Source organism: Bradyrhizobium arachidis (assembly GCF_015291705.1).
GTDB lineage: Bacteria > Pseudomonadota > Alphaproteobacteria > Rhizobiales > Xanthobacteraceae > Bradyrhizobium > Bradyrhizobium arachidis.
Genome location: NZ_CP030050.1, coordinates 4,145,078 through 4,164,297 on the forward strand (window position 1 = coordinate 4,145,078; position 19,220 = coordinate 4,164,297).

The following is a 19,220-nucleotide window of genomic DNA, read 5'->3' on the forward strand; positions in this document are numbered from 1 at the left end:
ATCAGACCTTCGCGGATTTGGCCGCAGACGATTTAGATGAAGACGACTTGGACTTCGCGGATTTCACAGGGGCCGGGACGTCGATCTGGCGGCAGGAGTCGCGCTTGATCAGTCGGGCGCCGACGCGATACTCGCGCACGCCGTCACTGCCGTTGCCCCTGGCGTCCATCCGATGCAGCAGCCGGTCGACGGCGAGATTGGCAAGATCCCGTGCGCCGTTGTCGACGATGCTGATGGCCGGACGATGCCATTCGAACCACGGCATGTCCTCGTAGCAGAGTAGGGAGAGATCCTGGGGGATCGCGATGTTCCGCTCCGCCGTTACGCGCAGGACACCGAGCGTTGCCTCGTGATTGGCGACGAAGATCGCGCTGGGCGGGCGGGGAAGGTCGAGCAGCTTGCGGGTGCAGGTTGCGCCGGTCTCGGGCACGAAATGGCCGGCATGAATCAATGTGTCGTCTTTGGTGATGCCGGCCTCGCGCAGCGCGCGGACATAGCCGGACAACCGTTCGCGGCCGGACGTCGTGTCTTGGCGGCCGACGATCAGCCCGATACGCTTGTGCCCAAGCTCGATCAGGTGGCGCGTGCCCAGATAAGCGCCTTGCGGATCGTCGGCGAGCACGGTCTCGAGATCGGTCGCGTCATCGCGCCGCACCAGGCAGACGATGGGCACGTCTTTCGCGAGTGTCTTGAGCTGCGCGCCATTCTTGCCGGTCGGCACCACGATCAGTCCGTCGATGCGGTGGTCGACCAGCGTGGTGAGGGTGTCGCTCTCCTGCTGCGGATCGTCGCCACCGATGCACAGAAGCATTTGATAACCCAGCGCCTTCAGGCGTGCCTGCACCACTTCGGCCATCACCTGGAACGAGGCGTTGGTGAGATTGTGGACGAGAAGTGCAACGAGTCGCGACTGCCCGGTCTTGAGGCCCCGTGCGATCGGGTTTGGCCGATAGCCGAGCTCGCGTGCGATGCGCACCAGGCGCTGCTGCGTGCGCTCACTGGTCAGGCCGGTTCCCGTCAGCGCTCGGGAAGCAGTGCTGACTGAAACACGGGCCGCCTGTGCCACATCTTTGAGCGTGACGCTCATCAAACCTGCCGATAGACTGCAAACGATTGCAGAAACGATAAGAGCTTATTCCGCACGGATCAAGCTCAAAAAATGGATGGTGTTGCCCAATGCAGAGCCATTTATGCAAACGATTGCATAAAGCATGCGGATATTCCGCAGGCGGCGTCCATCCCTTGAATGCACCCGAACACCCGGCAGTTCCCTGATGAAGACGTTCCGCGGCACCTACACCGTCATGATCACCCCGTTCACGGCAGCGGGCGAGGTCGATGTCGCTGCATTGCGCGCCTTCGTCGATTGGCAGATCGCGCAGGGCATTCACGGGCTGATTCCGCTTGGCTCGACCGGCGAGTTCCTGTCCATGGACGATGACGAGAAGGCGCTGGTCGCCGAGGTCGTCATTCGCCAGGCCGCGGGCCGCGTCCCCGTCCTGATCGGGACCGGCGCGGAGGACACGCGCGAGGTGGTCCGCCTCAGTCGCCGTGCTGAAAAACTGGGCGCCGACGGCGTGATGATCATCCCGCCTTTCTATTCGACGCCGACCGACGACGAGCTCATTCATCACTACAAGACGGTGGCCGACGCGATCGCGCTGCCGATCATGGTCTACAACAACCCGGCGACCGCCAATGTCGATCTCAAGCCGCCTCTGGTGGCGCGCATCGCCGAGATCGACAATTGTCTCTATATCAAGGAGTCGACGCTGGAGGTGACGCGCGTGCGCGACATCATCCGCCTCTGCGGTGACAGGATGACCGTGTTCGGCGGCATCCTCGGCTTCGAATCCTTCGTCGAGGGCGCGCAGGGCTGGGTGGCCGTGGCCTCCAACGTGGTCCCGGCGGAGATGGCCCGCATCTTCAGCCTCGTCGCCGACCACGGCGCGATCAAGGATGCGCGCGAGCTCTATCTGAAATACCTGCCGGTGATCGAATTCGTCGGCGGCCAGGCCTATGTCGCCGGCAGCAAGGCGCTGCTCGGGCATATGGGCTTTGCGGTCGGCCATCCGCGCCCGCCGCGGCTGCCGCTGCCTCCCGCGCAGGATGCGGCCGCGCTGGCGCTGGTCAAGACGTTCGATCTCGCGTGGCGCGGTGCGCCGGTTGCGGCCACTTGAACTGAGGTGTGAACGGATGAACCTGCTCGACGGCGTCAAGATCCTCAGCTTCAATCATTATCTCGCAGGGCCGCTCGCCGCGCAGACGCTCGCCGATCTCGGCGCCGACGTCATCGCGGTCGAGCCGATCGAGGGCGCGTTTCAGCGCAACTGGGCGGTCGCCAATCATTTCGTGGCGGGCGATAGCGTCAATCATCTGGCGACCGGGCGCAACAAGCGCAGCATCGCCGTCGATCTCAAGCATCCCGACGGCATTGCCGCGGTGAAGAAGCTGGTCGCGACATCCGATGTCGTGATGGAGAATTTCCGCCCCGGCACCATGGCCAAGCTCGGTCTTGGCTATGACACGCTGAAGGCGATCAATCCCGGCTTGATCTACGCGGTGGCAACCGGCTTCGGATCGGAAGGGCCGTACAAGGACCGCCCGGGCCAGGACCTGCTGCTTCAGGCGATGTCAGGCCTTGCGATGCGGACGGGGCGTGCCGATGGCGAGCCGACGGCGGTCGGCGCGGTCATCGTCGATCAGCATGCTGCCTCGCTCTATGCGATGAGCATTCTCGCTGCATTGTTCGCAAGGACGAAGACCGGGAAGGGGCAGCTCGTCGAAGTGAACCTCTATCAGGCTGCGATCGATCTCCAGGTCGAGCCGTTGACGGCCTGGCTGAACGGCGCACCGTCGCCGACCCCGCGCGGGCCGGCGGGTATCGCAGCGTGGTTCAGCCCCGGGCCGTACGGTGTTCACGCCACGGCGGACGGTCATATGGCGATCTCGATGGCCGCGCCCAAGGCGCTGGCCGTCGCGCTCGAGAGCGAAGCGCTGAAGCAATTCGGCGACGCCGACAGTTTTTCGAAGCGCGAGGAGATCACGCGGATCGTTGCAGCCCGCTTGAAGCAGAAGTCGACGGCCGGCTGGCTGCCCTCGCTCGAAGCGGCGCAGATCTGGCATGCGCCGGTGCAGGATTATCGCGATCTCGAATCCGATCCCCAGCTCAAGCATCTCGGTGTGTTCAAGACCGCCGAGAGTGCCGGCGGCGCGCCGATCCGGATGGTCGCCCATCCCGCGCGCTATGACGGCCAGACGCCGGAGGTGCGGCTGGTGCCGCAGCGGCTCGGTGCGCAGACCCGCGAGGTGCTCGGCGAGATCGGTTACGGTGCCGCCGACATCGACGCCATGATCGTCGGCAAGGCTGTGGGAGTGGCGCGATGATCGATTTCTCGCTGCCTGAGGATACGCGCCTGCTCGTCGACACCGTCCGACGCTTCGTCGAAACGGAGGTGCAGCCGCTCGAGGACGAGGTGGAGCAGACCGCCAAGGTGCCGGCCGAAGCGCTCGCAGTCACCAAGGCCAAGGCGCAGAAGCTCGGCCTCTACGCGATGAACATGCCGGCGGATGTCGGCGGCGGTGGGCTGTCCTGCGTCGAGCATTGCCTGGTCGAGGAAGAGTTCGGGAAAACCTCTGATGCCCTGATCCGCCGTGTGTTTGGTCAGGTCTATCCGATGCTGATGGCCTGCAAGAGAGATCAGGTCGAGCGTTATCTGCTGCCGACGGTGAAGGGCGACAAGATCTGCGCCATGGCGATCACCGAGCCCGGCGCGGGGTCCGACGCCGCATCGATCAGCACGACGGCGCATCTCGATGGCGACGAGTGGGTGCTGAACGGCACCAAGCACTTCATCAGTGACGGCGACATCGCCGACTACGTGATCCTGATGGCGCTCACCGACAAGGACAAGCGCGCACGCGGCGGCATCACCCTGTTCCTGGTCGATCGCGGCACGCCCGGCTTCAAGGTCGCGCGCACCCAGCCGATGATGGGCCACCGCGGCTATGGCCATGCCGAGCTGAGCTTCGAGGACTGCCGCATTCCGAAGGCGGCCGTGCTCGGCGAGGTCGGCGGCGGCTTCAAGCTGATCATGCAGAGCGTGCTCCAGATCCGCCTCGCCCATATCGGCGCCCGCGCGGTCGGCATGGCGCAGCGCGCGCTCGAGATGATGCGCAAGCACGCCGGCGAGCGGCGCCAGTTCGGCCAGCTCATCGGCGACTTCCAGATGGTGCAGAAGCTGATCGCCGATTCCGCCACTGAGATCTTCGGCGTGAAGATGATGGTGATGAACGCTGCCTGGGACATCGATCAGGGACGGGATGCGCGCGACAAGGTCTCGATGATCAAGGTCGCGGCGTCCGAGATGCAGGGCCGGGTGGTCGACCGCGCCATCCAAGTGTTCGGCGGCATGGGTTTCAGCAAGGACCTGCCGCTGGAGCGGATGTATCGCGACGCTCGCGTGACCCGCATCTATGACGGCACTTCCGAGATTCACCGCATGCTGGTTGCGCGCAGCACCATCAAGAACGGCTTGCAGCTCTAGGGGAACGACCGATGCCTCACGCACCTCTCAAGCCGGGCGCAGTCTTCGCCTTCCGCAAGACCATGACGGTGGCCGAGCAGGCGATGTTCACCGGCATCAGTGGCAATCTCGGCGGTCTCTATGTCGATGCCGTCCGCGCCAAGAAGGCGGGCGCCTCCAACATGGTGGCCTTCGAGCTCGCCGTCGGTGGTCTGGCCACGACCTGTCTCAGCCAGCTCGGTGGACCGACGCGGCGGATCAGCAGCATCGCGCTGAATTTCGCTGCGCCCGTGATCGTCGGCGAGTCCGTCGAGGCCAGGGCCGAGATCGTTTCGGTCGCAGGCGATGAAGCGATCTGTCGCGTCACCTGCATGCTGTCACCCTCAGGCGCGACTGTAGTGGACGGCACCGCGACGCTGGTTCCCTTCGCGAAGGTCTGAGCCATGTATGAGCCGAAATCCTTCGACGATCTCAAGGTGAACGACAGGGTCAGCCTCAGCAAGACCATCACCGAGGCCGATGGCGCGCTCTATATTGCCGCGACCGGCGATTTCGGCCCGGTTCATGTCGACGAGGTCTATGCCGGCGCGACGCGCTTTGGCCGCAGGCTCGCACCGGGGATCATGGTTGCGGGCCTCTGCACCAGCATCCTGACCAGCGAGCTGGTCGGCACCGTCGGCGTGTCGGTGGAGGACCGTTTCTGGTTCACCGGTCCGGTGTTCTACGGCGACACGCTCACCTTCGACGTCTGGATCGCCGAGCAGCACGACGAAACCCGCACCATCATCTGGGAGGCGAGCGCCCGCAACGAGGGCGGCCTCGAAGTGCTGAAAGCTCGCGCGAGCCTCAAATTTCCGCGGCGGAAACCGTCATGAGCAAGCCGATGAAGAAACCTGACCTGCGCGGCGTCACGGTCGCGACCGTGCTGCCCTTCAAAGACGACAGCTCGATCGACTGGGACGGCTATGCTCGCGTGCTGGACTATTGCGCTTGCCCGGATGGCATCGCGGCGGTGTTCGTCAACGGCCACGCGGGCGAGGGCGGATCGCTTTCGGACGACGAACGTCAGGCGGTGATCGAGCGGACGCGCCGGCAGATCGGCGGCAAGCCGCTGCTTTCAGGCATCATCGCGCATTCCACCGCGGAGGCGATCCATCAGGCCCAGCTCGCGGAAGCTGCCGGCGCCGATTGTGCCGTGCTGTTCCCGCCCGCGCCGCTCGGCGGCGGTGCCTCGGCGACTTCGCGCGCGCCGGTGGCCTTCGTGCAGGCGGTGAGCTCCGCGATCGGAATTCCCGTGTCGATCTTCCAGTATCCGCTCGCGTCCGGCTTCGGCTACTCGCCGGAGACGCTCGCGAAACTCGCAGCCCTCGATAGCGTGATCGCCGTCAAGGAAGGCAGCGATACCATGCTGGCCTATGACGAGAACCGCCGCGCGGTGAAGCAGGTCGATCCCTCGGTCGCGATCCTGCCGTCGAACTTCAACTGGTTCCTGCCGCAGTTGGCCGTCGGCGGCGACGGCATTCTCTCGGGCCTCGTCAGCCTCGCGCCACAGCTGTTCGCAGCGCTCTGGCAGGCCTCGCTCGCCGACGACCTCGAGGCGATGCGCGCTGTCAACGAGCGGCTCTATCCGATCGTCCGCGCCATCTATGGGCCTGCCCCGATCATGGACATGCACACCCGCATGAGGGTCGGGCTGAAGGCGCTCGGCCTGATCCGCAACGCCGATCCACGGCCGCCGCTGCTGCCGGTTCTGCCTGCGCTGTGCGACGCCATTGCAACGACGGTCGGCGCGGCGCGCGCGGCCGGCGACATTCGCATGGCATGAGGACCAACTGATGCCGGATGAAGCCTTCATCCATATCGTGCGGGTCGACATCGATCCTGAGCACGAGGCTGCGTTCAACGCCTGGTACGAGCAAAAGCATTTCCCTGATCTGCTCGCTTGTCCCGGCTGGCTCTCGGCCAAGCGCTTCGTCTCCATCGGTGACGGACCGAAATACGCCGCCATGTACGAGGTCGCGGGGCGATGGGCGTTCGAGACGCCTGAGTTCCTGAGGGTAAAGGGTTTTGGTCCGTTCGAATCCCTGGTGAGGAATTTCATGCGCATCCAGCTCAGGCCGATGTCGGGACCGGCTTGAGCAGTTCGAAGACGATGCTGCCTGCCGTGTCGCGAGGCCCGGCCGGCTGCATCCAAGAAACGTCGAGGGGAATCCCGGGCGAGGAATTGCATCGGTCATTGGCGTCTTACTGGAGGTATCACATGGTCTCGACACTGCTTCGCTTGGGTGTGACTGCCGCACTCGTTCTCGCATCCACGGCGGTGCATGCCGCCTGTACGCCCGCAATCACCGACGACAATCTGATCGTGCCCGGAAAATTGCAGCTCTCGATCAATCCGACCAATCCGCCGCAGCAATTCGTCGACAAGGACGGTCAGTTGCAGGGCCTCAACGTGGAACTCGCCGCCGAGCTCGGCAAGCGGTTGTGTCTTCCGATCGAACTCGTCCGGATGGATTTTCCGGCCATGATTCCTGCCTTGGGCGCAGCGCGCATCGACGGCGTCAATACCGGCATGTTCTGGACCGAGGAACGCTCGAAGCTGATGTACATGGTGCCGTACGCCGTTCAGGCAATCTCGGTCGTGGTTGCGCCCGACAGCGGTACAAAAATTGCTACCGAAAACGATCTGATCGGAAAATCATCCGCGGTCGAGGTCAGCAGCTACCAGATGAACTGGCTCAAGAAACTCAGCGATGCGAGCGTGGCGAAGGGCGGCGCAGCCGTCGAGATGCGTACATTCCCGACCGCGACCAACGTCGTGAGTGCGTTGCTCGCGGGCCAGGTTGACAACGCGATGCGGGCTGACGGCTTTTATCAGGCGCTGTTCGATAAGTTCGGCTTGACGGCCATGCCGGCCGACCAGCCGCTCGCGATCGCCGGCCCCGGACCGGCCTGAGATACGGAGACGAGCCGATGAGCCATTTCAGTCCGACGGCAGCCGTCAACTATTTCTTCAACTACTTCCTGATGAAGGGGGTGCTCGTCACCATCGGCTTGACGGTGGCGGCGGTCATCGGCGGATTGATCCTTGGCATGGGCATCGCGCTGATGCGCATGTCGTCCAATCCGGTGCTGTCAGGAATCTCACGGTTCTACATCTGGTTCTTCCGCGGCACGCCGCTCCTGATCCAGCTGGTCGTGATCTACAGCGGCTTGCCGCAGCTGGGCATCAAGTTCAGCGTGATCACCTGCGCGCTGGTCGGCCTGATCCTCAATGAGGCGGCCTACCTCGCCGAGATCGTGCGCAGCGGCTTCATGGCGGTGTCGGCGGGGCAGCGCGAAGCCGCCTGGGCGCTCAGCCTGTCGCCATGGGTGACGTTCCGCCGGGTGACCCTGCCGCAGGCGTTCCGGCTGATGATCCCGCCGCTCGGCAACTCCATCAACTCGCTGTTGAAGGCGACCTCGCTGGCGTCCGTGATCTCGGTCGAGGAGCTGATGCGCCGCAGCGACATGCTGATGCAGGAGCATTTCCAGATCCTCGAAGTCTATGCGGCGGCAACGGCGTATTACCTGATCCTCACATCGGTCTGGGATGCGGTACAGCGCCGGCTCGAGAAGCATTTCGGTCGATCGAGTGTTGCGAAGTCCAGGAAGGTCGCGGCCAGGACGCCGGTCGCACAGGCGAGCGTGGAGGCCCGGGCATGAGCGAGATGTCGATGAACCCGGCCGAAGATGCAGCAGCTCAGCCTGCGCTCCGTGAGGAGCCTGCGGTTCGCATGGAGGCGGTCTACAAGCACTATGGCGACTTCACCGCGCTGGACCAGGTCGATCTCAAGGTCGCCAAGGGCGAGAAGATCGTGGTCTGCGGTCCCTCCGGCTCGGGCAAGTCGACGCTCATTCGTTGCATCAACCACATCGAGAAGCACGACGAGGGCCTGATCTACGTCAACGGCGTCGAGCTCGATCGCCAGCGCAAGAACATCGATGCCGTCAGGCGCGACACCGGCATGGTGTTCCAGAGTTTTAATCTGTTTCCACACATGACTGTGCTGGAGAATTGCATCCTGGCTCCGATGACCGTGAATGGCATGTCCGAGGCGGAAGCCAGGGATCTCGCCATGCATTTCCTCACCAAGGTCCGGATTCCGGATCAGGCCGAGAAATTCCCTGGGCAGTTGTCGGGCGGCCAGCAGCAGCGTGTCGCCATCGCGCGCGCACTGTGCATGCGGCCGAAGATCATGCTGTTCGACGAGCCGACCTCGGCGCTCGACCCCGAGATGGTCAAGGAAGTGCTGGAGACCATGAAGAAGCTAGCGGAAGAGGGCATGACCATGCTGTGCGTGACCCATGAGATGGGCTTTGCCCGCGAGGTCGCCGACCGCATCGTGTTCATGAACGAAGGCAAGGTGGTCGAGCAGGCCGCGCCGGAGGAGTTCTTCGGGAACCCAAAGTCGGAGCGGGCGCGGACGTTCCTCGACCAGATCATTCACTAGCGGATGTCGGTCAGGACGCGGACATTTGGCGATCGGCTCCGCGGCATTCATGCTGCGACGATCGTCCCGATGACGCCGGACTTTGGGATCGACGAGGCGAAGCTTGCAGCCCATCTCGCCTCGGTCGCCTCCACGCCCGGCATCAACGGGCTCCTGGTCAACGGCCACGCCGGCGAGAATTTCGTGCTGTCCTTCGCTGAAAAGCAACGCGTGGTGGAGCTTGCGAGAAAGCACGCTCCGAAGGACTGCCTGATCGTCTCTGGCGTCAATCATGAATCCAGCCTGGAGGCTGCGCGAGAGGCAGCCACGCTGGAGCAGGCGGGTGCGGACGGGCTGCTGGTGTTTCCGCCCAACAGCTGGGCGCTCGGTCACGCCGAGGGCTGTGTTATCGAACATCACCGCCATATCCGCGACGCCACGACCGTGCCGCTGATGCTCTACGCCGCGCCAGTCGGTGCGGGTGCAATGGCCTATGCGTCGCCGCTGCTCGAGCAACTCGTCGCCGACCCTCGCTTCGTCGCGATCAAAGAGGGCAGCTGGGAGGTCGCTGCCTACGAACAGAATCTGAGGCTGATCCGCAAGCTGCGGCCGGACTTCGCCGTGCTCGGCTCGGGAGATGAGCACCTGCTGACGAGCTATCTCGTCGGCTCGGCCGGCAGCCAAGTCAGTCTCGCCTGTGTCGTTCCGGAACTGGTGGTCAGCCTCTGGATCGCGGCGGAGGCTGGCGATTGGCCGCGGGCTCGCGCGGTGCACGACAAGCTGTATCCGCTGGCAGCTGCGATCTACCGCGATCCGCCCGGAGGACGGGCAACGGTGCGGCTCAAGGCCTGCCTGAAGCTGCTCGGACGCCTGTCGTGCGACGCGGTGCGGCCGCCGCAGCCGCCGGCGACACCGGATGAGTTGCGGGCACTCGACCTTGCCTTGCGGATCGCCGGACAGGGATGATGGCGGCACGTCAGAACGATTTCGCGCGTGGTCGGGCGGCCTGACTAGGTACGACGTCGGCTTGTGCAGTCAGAGTAAATGCGCCCATCATTCAAGCTGTCGGCTTGCTCGGCGGACTTCATCGAGGAACACTCTTGCAAGACGCGAGAGCGGCTCGGCCTCCGACCACAGCATGTATGCCAGAGCAGGTGTCTTGGGAAGGAAGGGGCGTATGACCAGCCCTTGATTGCCAGCCTGGTGCGGCGAGAATGGATCCACCACCGCCGCGCCGACGCCTGCCGCGGCGAGCACGCAGGCGGTGTTGCAGTATCGCACCTCGACGGTCGGCTGGAATGGAGCGCCGGCCGAAGCAAAACTCGCGCGCACGGCCTCACCCAACTGTGTTCCACGCTCGAGCCCGATGAAGGGGAGATCGACGAGATCGGACGCGGTGATCACCGCGCGGTCTGCCAGCGGATGCTGCGGCGGCATGACGCAGACCATCTCGCCGGTGTGGACCACTTCATGCGCGATGCCCGGATGATGCGAGAAGCCGAGCACGAAGCCGAGCTCGGCGACCCGGCTCAGCAATCCGTCGATAATACCCTCATAGCGGCGTACGTCGAAGAACATCCGCGTCTGCGGCCGCCGACGCAGGAAGACCGACAATGCGGGCGGGATGATGCTGTAGGCCAGCGGCGGCGTTGCGACGATCGACAGATGCCCAGTGCGACATTCCCTGAGGTCACGGACGCGGTTTTCCAGCTTGGCATGCAGCGCAAAAATCGTCTCGCTTTCCTTGTAGAGCGCCATCGCCTCCGCGGTCGGAAACAGGCGGTTGTTGACGCGCTCGAACAAGGCGAAGCCCGCCTGCGTCTCCATCGCCTTCAGCGCGTTGCTGATCGCCGGCTGTGACAGTGACAGCTCCTCGGCTGCTGCGACAGTCGTCCGGTGTCGAACGACCGCACGCAAAATTTCGAGTTGGCGCAGGTTCATCTATTCGTGCCCGTTATAGTCCGGCCGAAAATATCATAGCACGAGTGATTGCCAACGCTGTCCAGCTTTCTTGTAATGCACTGCGGAAAGTGCGCTGCCGAAGGGAAAATCGGTTCGCCTAACGAGGCAGCAGTCCGCTTGGTTTGGAGGCAATGTTTGACCCGCGTCCTTCGTGCTGCCGCCGCCCAGATGGGGCCGACGCAAAGAGCAGACACCCGCGCGCATACGCTCGATCGCATGTTGAAACTTTTGGATGCGGCGGCTGAACAAGGCGCGCGCCTCGTGGTGTTTCCCGAACTGGCCTTCACGACGTTCTTTCCGCGCTGGCTGCTCGAAGGCGATGGGCTCGATCAGTATTTCGAGCGCGGCATGCCGAACCCGGCTGTCCAAGCCCTGTTCGACCGCGCCCGCGCGCTCGGCGTCGGCTTCTATGTCGGCTATGCCGAGCTGACAGCAGATGGCCGGCGCTACAATTGCGCGATCCTGGTCGACGACGTCGGCGAGATCATCGGCCGCTATCGCAAGGTGCATCTGCCGGGCTCGGTCGAGCCGCGGGCGGGCGCGCGCTATCAGCAACTCGAGAAACGCTATTTCGAGTATGGCGATCTCGGCTTTCCGGCCTTCCGCACCGGTTCGGCGTGGGGACAAGCGATCATGGGCATGATGATCTGCAACGATCGCCGTTGGCCGGAATCCTGGCGGGTGCTCGGCCTGCAGGGCGTTGAGCTCGTGTGCATCGGCTACAACTCCGCGGCCTACGATCCGAACGGCGGGACCGGCGAGGATGCCGCGCTGCGCACCTTCCATTCGACGCTGGTCGCACAGGCCAACGCCTACATGAACGCGACCTGGGCGATTGCGGTGGCGAAGGCGGGCGACGAGGATGGCTCCGGCCTGATCGGCGGCTCCTGCATCGTCGATCCGAATGGCAGGATCGTTGCACAGGCGAAGACCCTCGCCGACGAAGTCATCGTCGCCGACATCGATCTCGATCTCTGCCGTCAGGGCAAGGACAAGATGTTCAATTTTGCGGCCCACCGGCGGCCCGAGCAATACCGGGCGATCACCGAACGCGCCGGTGTCATCGAGCCGGCGCTTCTCGACATGGATTGACACGCGGCCGGTTGCAGCGTTGGCAAAGGAGCTGACATGACACGCCTCTCGCTTTTGCTTGGCCTTGCCGTGCTCGTCGCAGCCACTTCGGTGCGGGCAGCTGAACTGCCTGCGGAGATCAAGCAAGCCGGTACGCTGAAGCTGACGGTAAACTCGACCTATGCACCGATGGAATATCGCGATCCCGCGACCAACGAACTGGTCGGGCTCGACATCGATCTCGCGAACGAGCTTGCCAAGCGGCTTGGTGTGAAGATCGTCTGGAGCGAGACGCCGTTCGCCGAGCTTATTCCATCGCTGCAGACAAAGCGCGCCGATTTCATCATCAGCGGCATTCAGGATCGCAGCTCGCGGCGCGAGACGGCGGATTTCATTGATTACCTGACGACGGGACCGCAATTCTTTGTCATGGCCGAGAGTGTGGCGAAGATCGCCACCGATCTTTGCGGCAAGAAGGTCGGTACCACGCGCAGCACCGCTTTCCCGCTCGAGATCGAGAAGTGGAGCAAGCAGAATTGCGAGGCCGCAGGCAAGCCAGCGATCCAGTATGTTCCGGGCGAGAACTCGATCGATGTACGGAATCAGCTCAAGCAGGGCCGCATCGATGCCGCCGTGCAGGGCAGCGAGACCTTGCCTTATGCACAGCAGCAGGAGGCCGGCAGATATCGCGTCATCGGCGAGCAGTTGTCCACGGGTTATCAGGGCATCATGTTCCGCAAGGACGATGCCGCACTGCGCGAAGTAGTGACAGAACATCTCGCGGTGATGATCGCCGACGGCTCCTACAAGAGGATCCTCGACAAATTTGGGCTGGGTGCGAATGCGGTCGAGAAGCCCATGATGAACGCAGCGCCGCAATGAGGGCATCCCCGACCCTCGCAGACGGATTTCCTGATCTCTCGCAGATGCAGATCGCGCGGGAGATCCACTGGCGGCGGTGGCTGGCAGCGGCCGCGATCGTCGTGGTGCTTGCGGCGATCGCTCGCGCCTTTGCCAATGGCCAGATCGAATGGTCCTATGTCAGCCGCTTCCTGACCGCGAAGGTGATCCTCCAGGGCATCGTCAACACCATGGTGATGGCGGTGCTCGCGATGGCACTCGGCATCGTCCTCGGCGTGGTCGCGGCAATCATGCGGCTGTCACCCAATCCGGTGCTGAAGTCGGTTGCCGCAGGTTACACTTGGCTGTTCCGCGGCACGCCGCTGATCCTGCAACTCCTCCTGTGGTTCAACCTCGCGCTGGTGTTTCCGACCATCGGTATTCCCGGCCTGTGGACGGCGCGGGCCGTTGACGTCATGACGCCGTTCCTCGCAGCGCTGCTCGGGCTCGGCATCAACCAGGGTGCCTATACGTCGGAAGTGATGCGCGCCGGCATGCTGTCGGTCGACGCCGGGCAGTATGAGGCGGCGCAGGCGATCGGCATGGGGCGGCTGCGGGCGCTGCGGCGGATCATCCTGCCTCAGGCGATGCGGGTGGTGATCCCACCGCTCGGCAACGAGTTCATCGGCATGGTGAAGGCGACCTCGCTCGCCAGCGTGATCCAGTATCCCGAGGTGCTGCACAACGCCGAGAATATCTACTACGCGAATTCGCGCGTCATCGAGCTTCTGATCGTCGCCGGTTGCTGGTATCTGCTGGTGGTATCGATCCTGACGCCGCTGCAGATGTTGCTCGAGCGCCATTTTGCGCGTGGAACGGCACGGATCATCCGATGACGAAACCGCTCGTCGCGATCCGCTCCGCCAGCAAGGCCTTTGGAGAGTTCCAGGCTCTCAAGAATGTCTCGCTCGACGTGTGGCCGGGCGAGGTTCTGTGTCTGATCGGTGCGTCAGGTTCTGGCAAGACGACGCTGCTTCGCTGCATCAACCAGCTCACCGTGATCGACAGCGGCGGTATCTGGCTGGATGGCGAGATGCTGGGCGTCCGCGAGGAGGGCGGCAAGCTGCGCCGCCTCACCGAGCGGCAGATCGCGCAGCAGCGGCTGAAAACCGGCATGGTGTTCCAGCGCTTCAACCTGTTTCCGCACAAGACGGCGCTGGAGAACATCACGGAAGGACCGGTGCAGGTGCAGGGCCGCAACCCGGGCGAGGTGCGCGCCGAGGCAATCGAGCTCCTGCGGCGCGTCGGGCTTGCGACGAAAGCGGACTCCTATCCGTCGCAGCTTTCGGGCGGCCAGCAGCAGCGCGTGGCGATCGCGCGGGCGCTGGCGATGAAGCCGATGCTAATGCTGTTCGACGAGCCGACCAGCGCGCTCGATCCCGAGCTTGTGGGCGAGGTGCTGGCTGTCATGAGGGAGCTCGCGCAGAGCGGCATGACCATGATGGTGGTGACGCACGAGCTTGGCTTTGCCCGCGAGGTCGCGGACCGCGTCGTCTACATGGACGATGGCGCAATCGTGGAGTCCGGGCGCGCCGCCGACGTTCTCGGGGCGCCGTGTGAGGCGCGCACACAGGCGTTTCTGGCGGCGGTGATCTGATGGGGGGAGAGTTGATGATCAGGCTGGTTATTGCGGGCGCACTGGGGATGATTGTGGCCGGTCCGGCCTTCGCGGTCGAGCTGCCTGCGGAGATTGCGAAGCGCGGCAGCATCAAAGTCGCCATCGTGCCGAACTACCCGCCGATGGAGTTCCGCGATCCCGCCACCAATGCGCTGACTGGATTCGATATCGATCTCGGCGAGGCGCTCGGTCGCAAGCTCGGCGTCAAACTGGAGTGGGAAGAGACAAGCTTCGCGCAGTTCATGCCGTCGATTGCGTCGGGGCGGGTGGATGCGATCCTGTCCGGCTTCACCGACTATGCGACGCGGCATGAGGCGGCAACCTTCGTCGATTATCTGCGCAGCGGTCCGCAGTTCTTTGTGCAGCAGTCGCGTGCCGCGGAATTCAAGGACATGGCGGCGCTGTGCGGTAGGAAAGTCGGAGCGAGCCGCCGCACCATGTTCCCGGATCAGATCGCGGCGTGGAGCGCGGCCCATTGTGGCAGCAATCCCATTGTGTTCGTCGGCACCGAAGGCTCGGCAGACGCGCGGACGCAGCTGAAGCAGGGCCGGATCGACGCGGCCGTCCAGGGCAACGAGACGCTGCCCTACATCATGAATCAGGAGCCCGGCGTTTACGCACCGCTCGGCCAGGCCATTGCGGCGCAGTTCACCGGCATCGCGCTGCCTGTGAAGGAGAAAGCCCTGCATCAGGCCTTCGTGGAGGCGCTCGACGCGTTGATCGCCGACGGCACCTACCGCGCCCTGCTGGCGAAGTGGAAATTGAACGACAACGGCGTGGAGAAGGCGACCATCAATGCTGGACAGTAAGGCACTCCAGAGCATCCCGCTCGTCCCGGCGAACACCGCGGATCCGGCACCGAATTATCCCTGGCCGAAGCCTTGGAGGTCGGCGATGTTCCTGTCGTTCGATGTCGACGCTGAGAGCGCCTGGACCAGCAAGGACGCCGTGCACGCCCAGCGCCTGATCACCATGAGCTATGGCGGCTATGAGGCGCGGGTCGGCACACCGAAGTTGCTGGAGCTGCTCGATCAGCTCGACCTGAAGGCGACGTTCTTCGTCACCGGCTGGTCGGTCGATGCGCATCCGGCAATGGCCGAATCCATCCTCAAGGCCGGTCATGAGATCGGCCATCACGGTTATCATCATCTGCTGCCCGATCCCGGCGATCCCTGGATCGAGGAGGAGCTGGAGCGTGGTTTCGAGGCGTTGAAGCGGCGGCTGGGCGTCAAGCCGATCGGTTATCGTGCGCCCTATGGCGAATTTACCGAGGAGCTGCGCCGGGCGCTGGTCCGGCACGGCATCGTCTACACATCATCGTTCCGCGATGACGTGCGGCCTTACCGTCATCGCCTGGCCGACGGCAAACCCGGCACGATCGAGCTGCCGGTCACCGCGAGCTATGACGATTGGATGCACGGCCTCTCGGCGCGCTTCAGCCCGCGCTCGATCTTTCCCAAGGAGCATGTGCTCTCGATCTGGAAGGACGAGTTGGATGAGGTCCGTGACTGGGGCGCGATGGTGACCACCGTGCTGCATCCGCAATGCAGCGGCCGTCCGATGCGGCTCCGTCTGCTGCGCGAGTTCCTGACCTACGCCAAATCCTGTCCGGACCTGTGGATCACGACCGGGGAGGCGATCGCCGCGAATTTCCAGAAGCATGAAGCCGCCGGTCAGTCGCGCTGATGAGCATGGGCAAGTCTTCGATGCAGTTCTCCCGCCGGTCATTGCTTCGTGCGGCCGCTATGGCGCCTGCCTTTTCCTTGCCGGGCATCGTGCGCGCGCAATCGCAGACCACGCTGCGCTTCATCCCGGTGATCGATCTGGCTTTCCTCGATCCGGTCTATTCCACCGCGCAGGTGTCGCGCAACCACGGCTTCATGGTCTACGACACGCTCTACGGCATGAATGCGGCGCTGGAAGTCTCGCCGCAGATGGTGTCGGGCCATGTCGTCTCCAATGACGCCAAGCAGTGGGACCTGACGCTGCGCGACGGGCTTTTCTGGCATGACGGCGAGCGGGTGCTGGCGCGTGACTGCGTCGCGAGCATCCGCCGCTGGGCCTCGCGCGACGGGTTCGGCGGCGAATTGATGGCGGCGACCGAAGAGTTGTCTGCGCCGGATGACCGTACCATCCGCTTCCGCTTGCGGCGGCTGTTCCCGCTGCTGCCGCAGGCGCTCGGCAAGGCCGCAGTGCATGCCGCTTTCATGATGCCCGAGCGGTTTGCGAGCCAGGATCCGCTCAAGCCGGTCACCGAAGTGATCGGCAGCGGGCCATTCCGCTTCATCGCGGATGAGCGCGTGCCCGGCGTACGCAACGCCTATGCCCGGTTCGAGCGCTATCAGCCTCGCCAGGACGGCAAGCCGGATTGGACCGCCGGTCCCAAGATCGTGCACTACGACCGCGTTGTGTGGACCACGACGCCGGACCCGGGGACAGCCGTGGCGGCCCTCCAGACCGGCGAGCAGGATTGGCAGGAAACCACGCCGCACGACTTGCTGCCCGTGCTGAAGCAGTCCGACGAGGTCGAAACGCGTGTGCTCGACCCCCGCGGCTATGCGTGCATGCTCCGCGTCAATCACCTGCAGCCGCCGTTCGACAATCCGGCGATCCGCCGTGCGCTGCTCGGTGCAATCGATCAAGCCGACTTCATGACCGCAGTCGCGGGTGGAGATCCGGCGTACCAGCTCTCGCCGATCGGCTATTTCGCGCCGGGAACGCCGATGGCCAATGACGTCGGGCTCGACGTCTTCCGCGGCCCGCGCGATATGGCTAAGGTGAAGGCCGACCTGGCGGCGGCTGGCTACAGTGGTGAGAAGGTCGTGCTGCTGTCGCCGGGCAATTCGGCCGCGCAAAAGCCGCTCGGCCAGGTTGCGGCCGACATGCTGCGGAGGGCCGGGATGAACGTCGATCATCAGACACTCGACTTCGCAGTCGTGCTGCAGCGTCAGCTCAAGAAGGATCCAATCGACAAGGGCGGCTGGAGCGCTGCCGTCGGCAATTGGCAAGGCATCGACTGGCTCAACCCGGCCGGCAACACCAACCTGCGCGGCGAAGGGAAGGTCGCCGGATGGTACAGCAGCGAGAGAATGGGCGGCCTGCGCGGTCAGTGGCTCACGGCGTCGTCGCTCGAAGAGCAGCAGCGGATCTGCCGCGAAATCCAGGCGTTGGCGTTTGACGAGATCCCGTATTTTCCGATCGGCCTGTACAAGCAACCGACCGCCTACCGCAAGAGCATCACCGGCATCCTCGACGGCACCGCGGTCTTCTGGAATGTGCGTCCATCATGAGCAGCATCGCGATCTTCGGCAGCTATGTACTATCTCGCCGCGACGGCGCGCAGGATGTGCTGCGCGATCACTGGGTGCTGATCGAAGGCAAGACGATCGCGGCGGTCACCAAGGACAGGCCGTTCGCCGCTGAGGTTCATGATCGTCCCGGCCGCTTCATCCTGCCGGGCCTGATGAACCTGCATAATCACTGCTTCAGCGAGGCGGTGGCCCGCAGCCACACCGAGGACGGCAATGGTCGGCGCAACAATCAGAGCATCGTGTATACGGTGCTGCTACCGCTGACCAAGCGTGGCGCTGATCTGCTTTCGGCCGAGGAGCGCCTTGCAGTCGCGCGGCTCGGTATTCTGCAGTTACTCAAGGGCGGGGCGACCACGGTGATGGAGCCGTTCCGCAACACCATCCCTGAAATGTTCGACGCCGCCGAGGAGATGGGCATCCGCTTCTATGGCGCGCCCTATCTGTTCTCGACCTCGGACGCCAAGGCTGGCCCGGACGGCGTGGTCAGATATGCCGGCGACGACGGCGCGGCAGACTTGGCCGCCTGGAACGCGCTCTATCAGCGCTGGAATGGTTGCGGCGACGGCCGGATCGGCCTTGCGATGAGCCCGCATGCGACCGACACCTGCGGACCTGACCTGCTCAAGGCGTGCGCGGCGCGCGCCCGCGAGCTCGGCGTGCCCATCACCACCCATCTGGCGCAGAGCCGGGCCGAGGTGGAGACGATTGGCAAGCGTTATGACGGCCGCACGCCGGCTGAATATCTCGATTGGCTGGGCCTGCTGGCTCCCGATCTCCTCGCAGCGCATTGCATCGCGAGCTCCGACAGCGATCTGAAGCTGATGGCGGCGCGCGGCGCCGCGGTGCTGAATTGCCCGCGGGTGTTCGCCCGATCCGGCGTCACGGCGGCATTCGGCCGGTTTGCCGAACATGGCGTGCGCACCGTGGTCGGCACCGACGGTTACAACATGGACCTGCTCGGCGAGCTCAACGCGGCCTCGATGATCTCGAAACTTGCGCTGCAACGCGCCGAGGTCGCGAGCGCCCCTGACTTGATCGAGGCGGTGACCGCGACCACTGCCTCGCTGGTGAAGCGTCCGGATCTCGGGGCGATTGCGCCCGGCGCAACGGCCGATCTGACCATCATTGACATGACCCATCCGCACCTGCAGCCGCTGTTTGATCCGCGCCGTGCGCTGGTCGCGCTCGGCAACCGCGCAAATGTCGATCAGGTCATCGTCGATGGGCGGGTGCTGATCGATGCCGGCCGTTACGTTCATGGCGATGAAGCTGCCATCACCTCGGCGGGGGCCGCTGCGATCGGCAAGATCTGGGATCTGCCGGAAGCGCAGGCGGCGTTTGCCGGCTGAGTCTGCAAGGA

General features: G+C 64.3%; 21 protein-coding genes. 19 read left to right on the plus strand and 2 right to left on the minus strand.

Translation table 11 applies throughout. From position 1 onward, the window contains the following. Nucleotide 1: 1 nt before the first annotated feature. Nucleotides 2-1,087 (minus strand): LacI family DNA-binding transcriptional regulator, encoded by a 1,086-nt coding sequence (locus WN72_RS19020; RefSeq protein ID WP_092218611.1) that lies wholly within the window; start codon nucleotides 1,085-1,087, stop codon nucleotides 2-4. Nucleotides 1,088-1,271: 184 nt separating this feature from the next. Here WN72_RS19020 and dapA point away from each other — a divergent pair, with 184 nt between their 5' ends. The 11 genes from dapA (at nucleotide 1,272) to WN72_RS19075 (ending at nucleotide 9,964) form a co-directional block, all read left to right on the plus strand. Beyond that, on the plus strand, nucleotides 1,272-2,180 hold the full coding sequence (dapA, locus tag WN72_RS19025; RefSeq protein ID WP_167381074.1) for a 4-hydroxy-tetrahydrodipicolinate synthase: 909 nt from the start codon (nucleotides 1,272-1,274) through the stop codon (nucleotides 2,178-2,180). Between the two features lie 16 nt (nucleotides 2,181-2,196). Continuing rightward, complete coding sequence (locus WN72_RS19030) at nucleotides 2,197-3,387, plus strand: CaiB/BaiF CoA transferase family protein (RefSeq protein WP_027557155.1); 1,191 nt, start codon at nucleotides 2,197-2,199, stop codon at nucleotides 3,385-3,387. Further along, nucleotides 3,384-4,547 carry an acyl-CoA dehydrogenase family protein gene (locus WN72_RS19035; protein WP_035729909.1) on the plus strand — a complete coding sequence of 388 codons (1,164 nt, stop codon included), beginning with the start codon at nucleotides 3,384-3,386 and terminating at the stop codon, nucleotides 4,545-4,547. The genes WN72_RS19030 and WN72_RS19035 overlap by 4 nt, the downstream gene beginning before the upstream one ends. Nucleotides 4,548-4,558: 11 nt before the next feature. Further along, entirely contained in the window at nucleotides 4,559-4,966 is a 408-nt protein-coding gene (locus tag WN72_RS19040) for a MaoC/PaaZ C-terminal domain-containing protein (RefSeq protein ID WP_092218607.1), read from the plus strand. A 3-nt stretch (nucleotides 4,967-4,969) separates the two neighbouring features. Then, nucleotides 4,970-5,401 carry a MaoC family dehydratase gene (locus tag WN72_RS19045; RefSeq protein WP_027557158.1) on the plus strand — a complete coding sequence of 144 codons (432 nt, stop codon included), beginning with the start codon at nucleotides 4,970-4,972 and terminating at the stop codon, nucleotides 5,399-5,401. Then, nucleotides 5,398-6,351, plus strand: coding sequence for a dihydrodipicolinate synthase family protein (locus WN72_RS19050; RefSeq protein WP_092218605.1), 954 nt, complete (start codon nucleotides 5,398-5,400; stop codon nucleotides 6,349-6,351). The genes WN72_RS19045 and WN72_RS19050 overlap by 4 nt, the downstream gene beginning before the upstream one ends. Before the next feature lie 10 nt (nucleotides 6,352-6,361). Further along, entirely contained in the window at nucleotides 6,362-6,664 is a 303-nt protein-coding gene (locus WN72_RS19055) for a DUF4286 family protein (protein ID WP_092218603.1), read from the plus strand. Nucleotides 6,665-6,678: 14 nt separating this feature from the next. Continuing rightward, nucleotides 6,679-7,482, plus strand: coding sequence for a transporter substrate-binding domain-containing protein (locus WN72_RS19060; RefSeq protein ID WP_244553920.1), 804 nt, complete (start codon nucleotides 6,679-6,681; stop codon nucleotides 7,480-7,482). A gap of 17 nt (nucleotides 7,483-7,499) precedes the next feature. Then, nucleotides 7,500-8,231 carry an amino acid ABC transporter permease gene (locus tag WN72_RS19065; protein WP_027557162.1) on the plus strand — a complete coding sequence of 244 codons (732 nt, stop codon included), beginning with the start codon at nucleotides 7,500-7,502 and terminating at the stop codon, nucleotides 8,229-8,231. After that, the gene (locus tag WN72_RS19070) at nucleotides 8,228-9,019 is read left to right on the plus strand and encodes an amino acid ABC transporter ATP-binding protein (protein WP_092218599.1); all 792 of its coding nucleotides are present in this window, start codon (nucleotides 8,228-8,230) and stop codon (nucleotides 9,017-9,019) included. Before WN72_RS19065 ends, WN72_RS19070 begins: the two co-directional genes overlap by 4 nt. Nucleotides 9,020-9,088: 69 nt before the next feature. After that, complete coding sequence (locus tag WN72_RS19075; RefSeq protein ID WP_244553919.1) at nucleotides 9,089-9,964, plus strand: dihydrodipicolinate synthase family protein; 876 nt, start codon at nucleotides 9,089-9,091, stop codon at nucleotides 9,962-9,964. 87 nt (nucleotides 9,965-10,051) lie between these two features. Here the strand turns inward: WN72_RS19075 and WN72_RS19080 are convergent, their stop codons facing one another. Next, the gene (locus WN72_RS19080) at nucleotides 10,052-10,939 is read right to left on the minus strand and encodes a LysR family transcriptional regulator (RefSeq protein ID WP_036055481.1); all 888 of its coding nucleotides are present in this window, start codon (nucleotides 10,937-10,939) and stop codon (nucleotides 10,052-10,054) included. Between the two features lie 189 nt (nucleotides 10,940-11,128). Here WN72_RS19080 and WN72_RS19085 point away from each other — a divergent pair, with 189 nt between their 5' ends. The 8 genes from WN72_RS19085 to WN72_RS19120 are packed head-to-tail and all read left to right on the plus strand — an operon-like array spanning nucleotide 11,129 to nucleotide 19,209. Then, on the plus strand, nucleotides 11,129-12,052 hold the full coding sequence (locus tag WN72_RS19085) for an N-carbamoyl-D-amino-acid hydrolase (RefSeq protein ID WP_244553922.1): 924 nt from the start codon (nucleotides 11,129-11,131) through the stop codon (nucleotides 12,050-12,052). Nucleotides 12,053-12,088: 36 nt separating this feature from the next. Beyond that, nucleotides 12,089-12,913, plus strand: coding sequence for an ABC transporter substrate-binding protein (locus WN72_RS19090; RefSeq protein ID WP_092218586.1), 825 nt, complete (start codon nucleotides 12,089-12,091; stop codon nucleotides 12,911-12,913). After that, nucleotides 12,910-13,767, plus strand: a complete 858-nt coding sequence (locus WN72_RS19095) for an amino acid ABC transporter permease (protein WP_092218561.1) — start codon at nucleotides 12,910-12,912, stop codon at nucleotides 13,765-13,767. Before WN72_RS19090 ends, WN72_RS19095 begins: the two co-directional genes overlap by 4 nt. Then, nucleotides 13,764-14,528 carry an amino acid ABC transporter ATP-binding protein gene (locus WN72_RS19100; RefSeq protein ID WP_092218559.1) on the plus strand — a complete coding sequence of 255 codons (765 nt, stop codon included), beginning with the start codon at nucleotides 13,764-13,766 and terminating at the stop codon, nucleotides 14,526-14,528. The genes WN72_RS19095 and WN72_RS19100 overlap by 4 nt, the downstream gene beginning before the upstream one ends. A 14-nt stretch (nucleotides 14,529-14,542) precedes the next feature. Further along, nucleotides 14,543-15,358, plus strand: coding sequence for an ABC transporter substrate-binding protein (locus WN72_RS19105; RefSeq protein ID WP_092218557.1), 816 nt, complete (start codon nucleotides 14,543-14,545; stop codon nucleotides 15,356-15,358). Further along, a complete protein-coding gene (locus WN72_RS19110; protein ID WP_092218555.1) occupies nucleotides 15,345-16,235 on the plus strand; it encodes a polysaccharide deacetylase family protein in 891 nt (296 codons plus the stop codon). The genes WN72_RS19105 and WN72_RS19110 overlap by 14 nt, the downstream gene beginning before the upstream one ends. A 20-nt stretch (nucleotides 16,236-16,255) precedes the next feature. Further along, on the plus strand, nucleotides 16,256-17,839 hold the full coding sequence (locus WN72_RS19115) for an ABC transporter substrate-binding protein (RefSeq protein WP_027557171.1): 1,584 nt from the start codon (nucleotides 16,256-16,258) through the stop codon (nucleotides 17,837-17,839). Beyond that, nucleotides 17,836-19,209 carry an amidohydrolase family protein gene (locus WN72_RS19120; RefSeq protein ID WP_092218553.1) on the plus strand — a complete coding sequence of 458 codons (1,374 nt, stop codon included), beginning with the start codon at nucleotides 17,836-17,838 and terminating at the stop codon, nucleotides 19,207-19,209. Before WN72_RS19115 ends, WN72_RS19120 begins: the two co-directional genes overlap by 4 nt. Nucleotides 19,210-19,220 lie beyond the last annotated feature (11 nt).

Coding starts and splice junctions, on each gene's coding strand:
- WN72_RS19040 (WP_092218607.1), top strand. CDS start 4,559: ATGCCTCACGCACCTCTCAAGCCGGGCGCAGTCTTCGCCTTCCGCAAG.
- WN72_RS19105 (WP_092218557.1), top strand. CDS start 14,543: ATGATCAGGCTGGTTATTGCGGGCGCACTGGGGATGATTGTGGCCGGT.
- WN72_RS19075 (WP_244553919.1), top strand. CDS start 9,089: ATGACGCCGGACTTTGGGATCGACGAGGCGAAGCTTGCAGCCCATCTC.
- WN72_RS19095 (WP_092218561.1), top strand. CDS start 12,910: ATGAGGGCATCCCCGACCCTCGCAGACGGATTTCCTGATCTCTCGCAG.
- WN72_RS19090 (WP_092218586.1), top strand. CDS start 12,089: ATGACACGCCTCTCGCTTTTGCTTGGCCTTGCCGTGCTCGTCGCAGCC.
- WN72_RS19045 (WP_027557158.1), top strand. CDS start 4,970: ATGTATGAGCCGAAATCCTTCGACGATCTCAAGGTGAACGACAGGGTC.
- WN72_RS19035 (WP_035729909.1), top strand. CDS start 3,384: ATGATCGATTTCTCGCTGCCTGAGGATACGCGCCTGCTCGTCGACACC.
- WN72_RS19030 (WP_027557155.1), top strand. CDS start 2,197: ATGAACCTGCTCGACGGCGTCAAGATCCTCAGCTTCAATCATTATCTC.
- WN72_RS19055 (WP_092218603.1), top strand. CDS start 6,362: ATGCCGGATGAAGCCTTCATCCATATCGTGCGGGTCGACATCGATCCT.
- WN72_RS19080 (WP_036055481.1), bottom strand. CDS start 10,939: ATGAACCTGCGCCAACTCGAAATTTTGCGTGCGGTCGTTCGACACCGG.
- WN72_RS19070 (WP_092218599.1), top strand. CDS start 8,228: ATGAGCGAGATGTCGATGAACCCGGCCGAAGATGCAGCAGCTCAGCCT.
- WN72_RS19110 (WP_092218555.1), top strand. CDS start 15,345: ATGCTGGACAGTAAGGCACTCCAGAGCATCCCGCTCGTCCCGGCGAAC.
- WN72_RS19060 (WP_244553920.1), top strand. CDS start 6,679: ATGCTGCCTGCCGTGTCGCGAGGCCCGGCCGGCTGCATCCAAGAAACG.
- WN72_RS19120 (WP_092218553.1), top strand. CDS start 17,836: ATGAGCAGCATCGCGATCTTCGGCAGCTATGTACTATCTCGCCGCGAC.
- WN72_RS19050 (WP_092218605.1), top strand. CDS start 5,398: ATGAGCAAGCCGATGAAGAAACCTGACCTGCGCGGCGTCACGGTCGCG.
- WN72_RS19085 (WP_244553922.1), top strand. CDS start 11,129: ATGGGGCCGACGCAAAGAGCAGACACCCGCGCGCATACGCTCGATCGC.
- WN72_RS19100 (WP_092218559.1), top strand. CDS start 13,764: ATGACGAAACCGCTCGTCGCGATCCGCTCCGCCAGCAAGGCCTTTGGA.
- WN72_RS19115 (WP_027557171.1), top strand. CDS start 16,256: ATGCAGTTCTCCCGCCGGTCATTGCTTCGTGCGGCCGCTATGGCGCCT.
- WN72_RS19065 (WP_027557162.1), top strand. CDS start 7,500: ATGAGCCATTTCAGTCCGACGGCAGCCGTCAACTATTTCTTCAACTAC.
- WN72_RS19020 (WP_092218611.1), bottom strand. CDS start 1,087: ATGAGCGTCACGCTCAAAGATGTGGCACAGGCGGCCCGTGTTTCAGTC.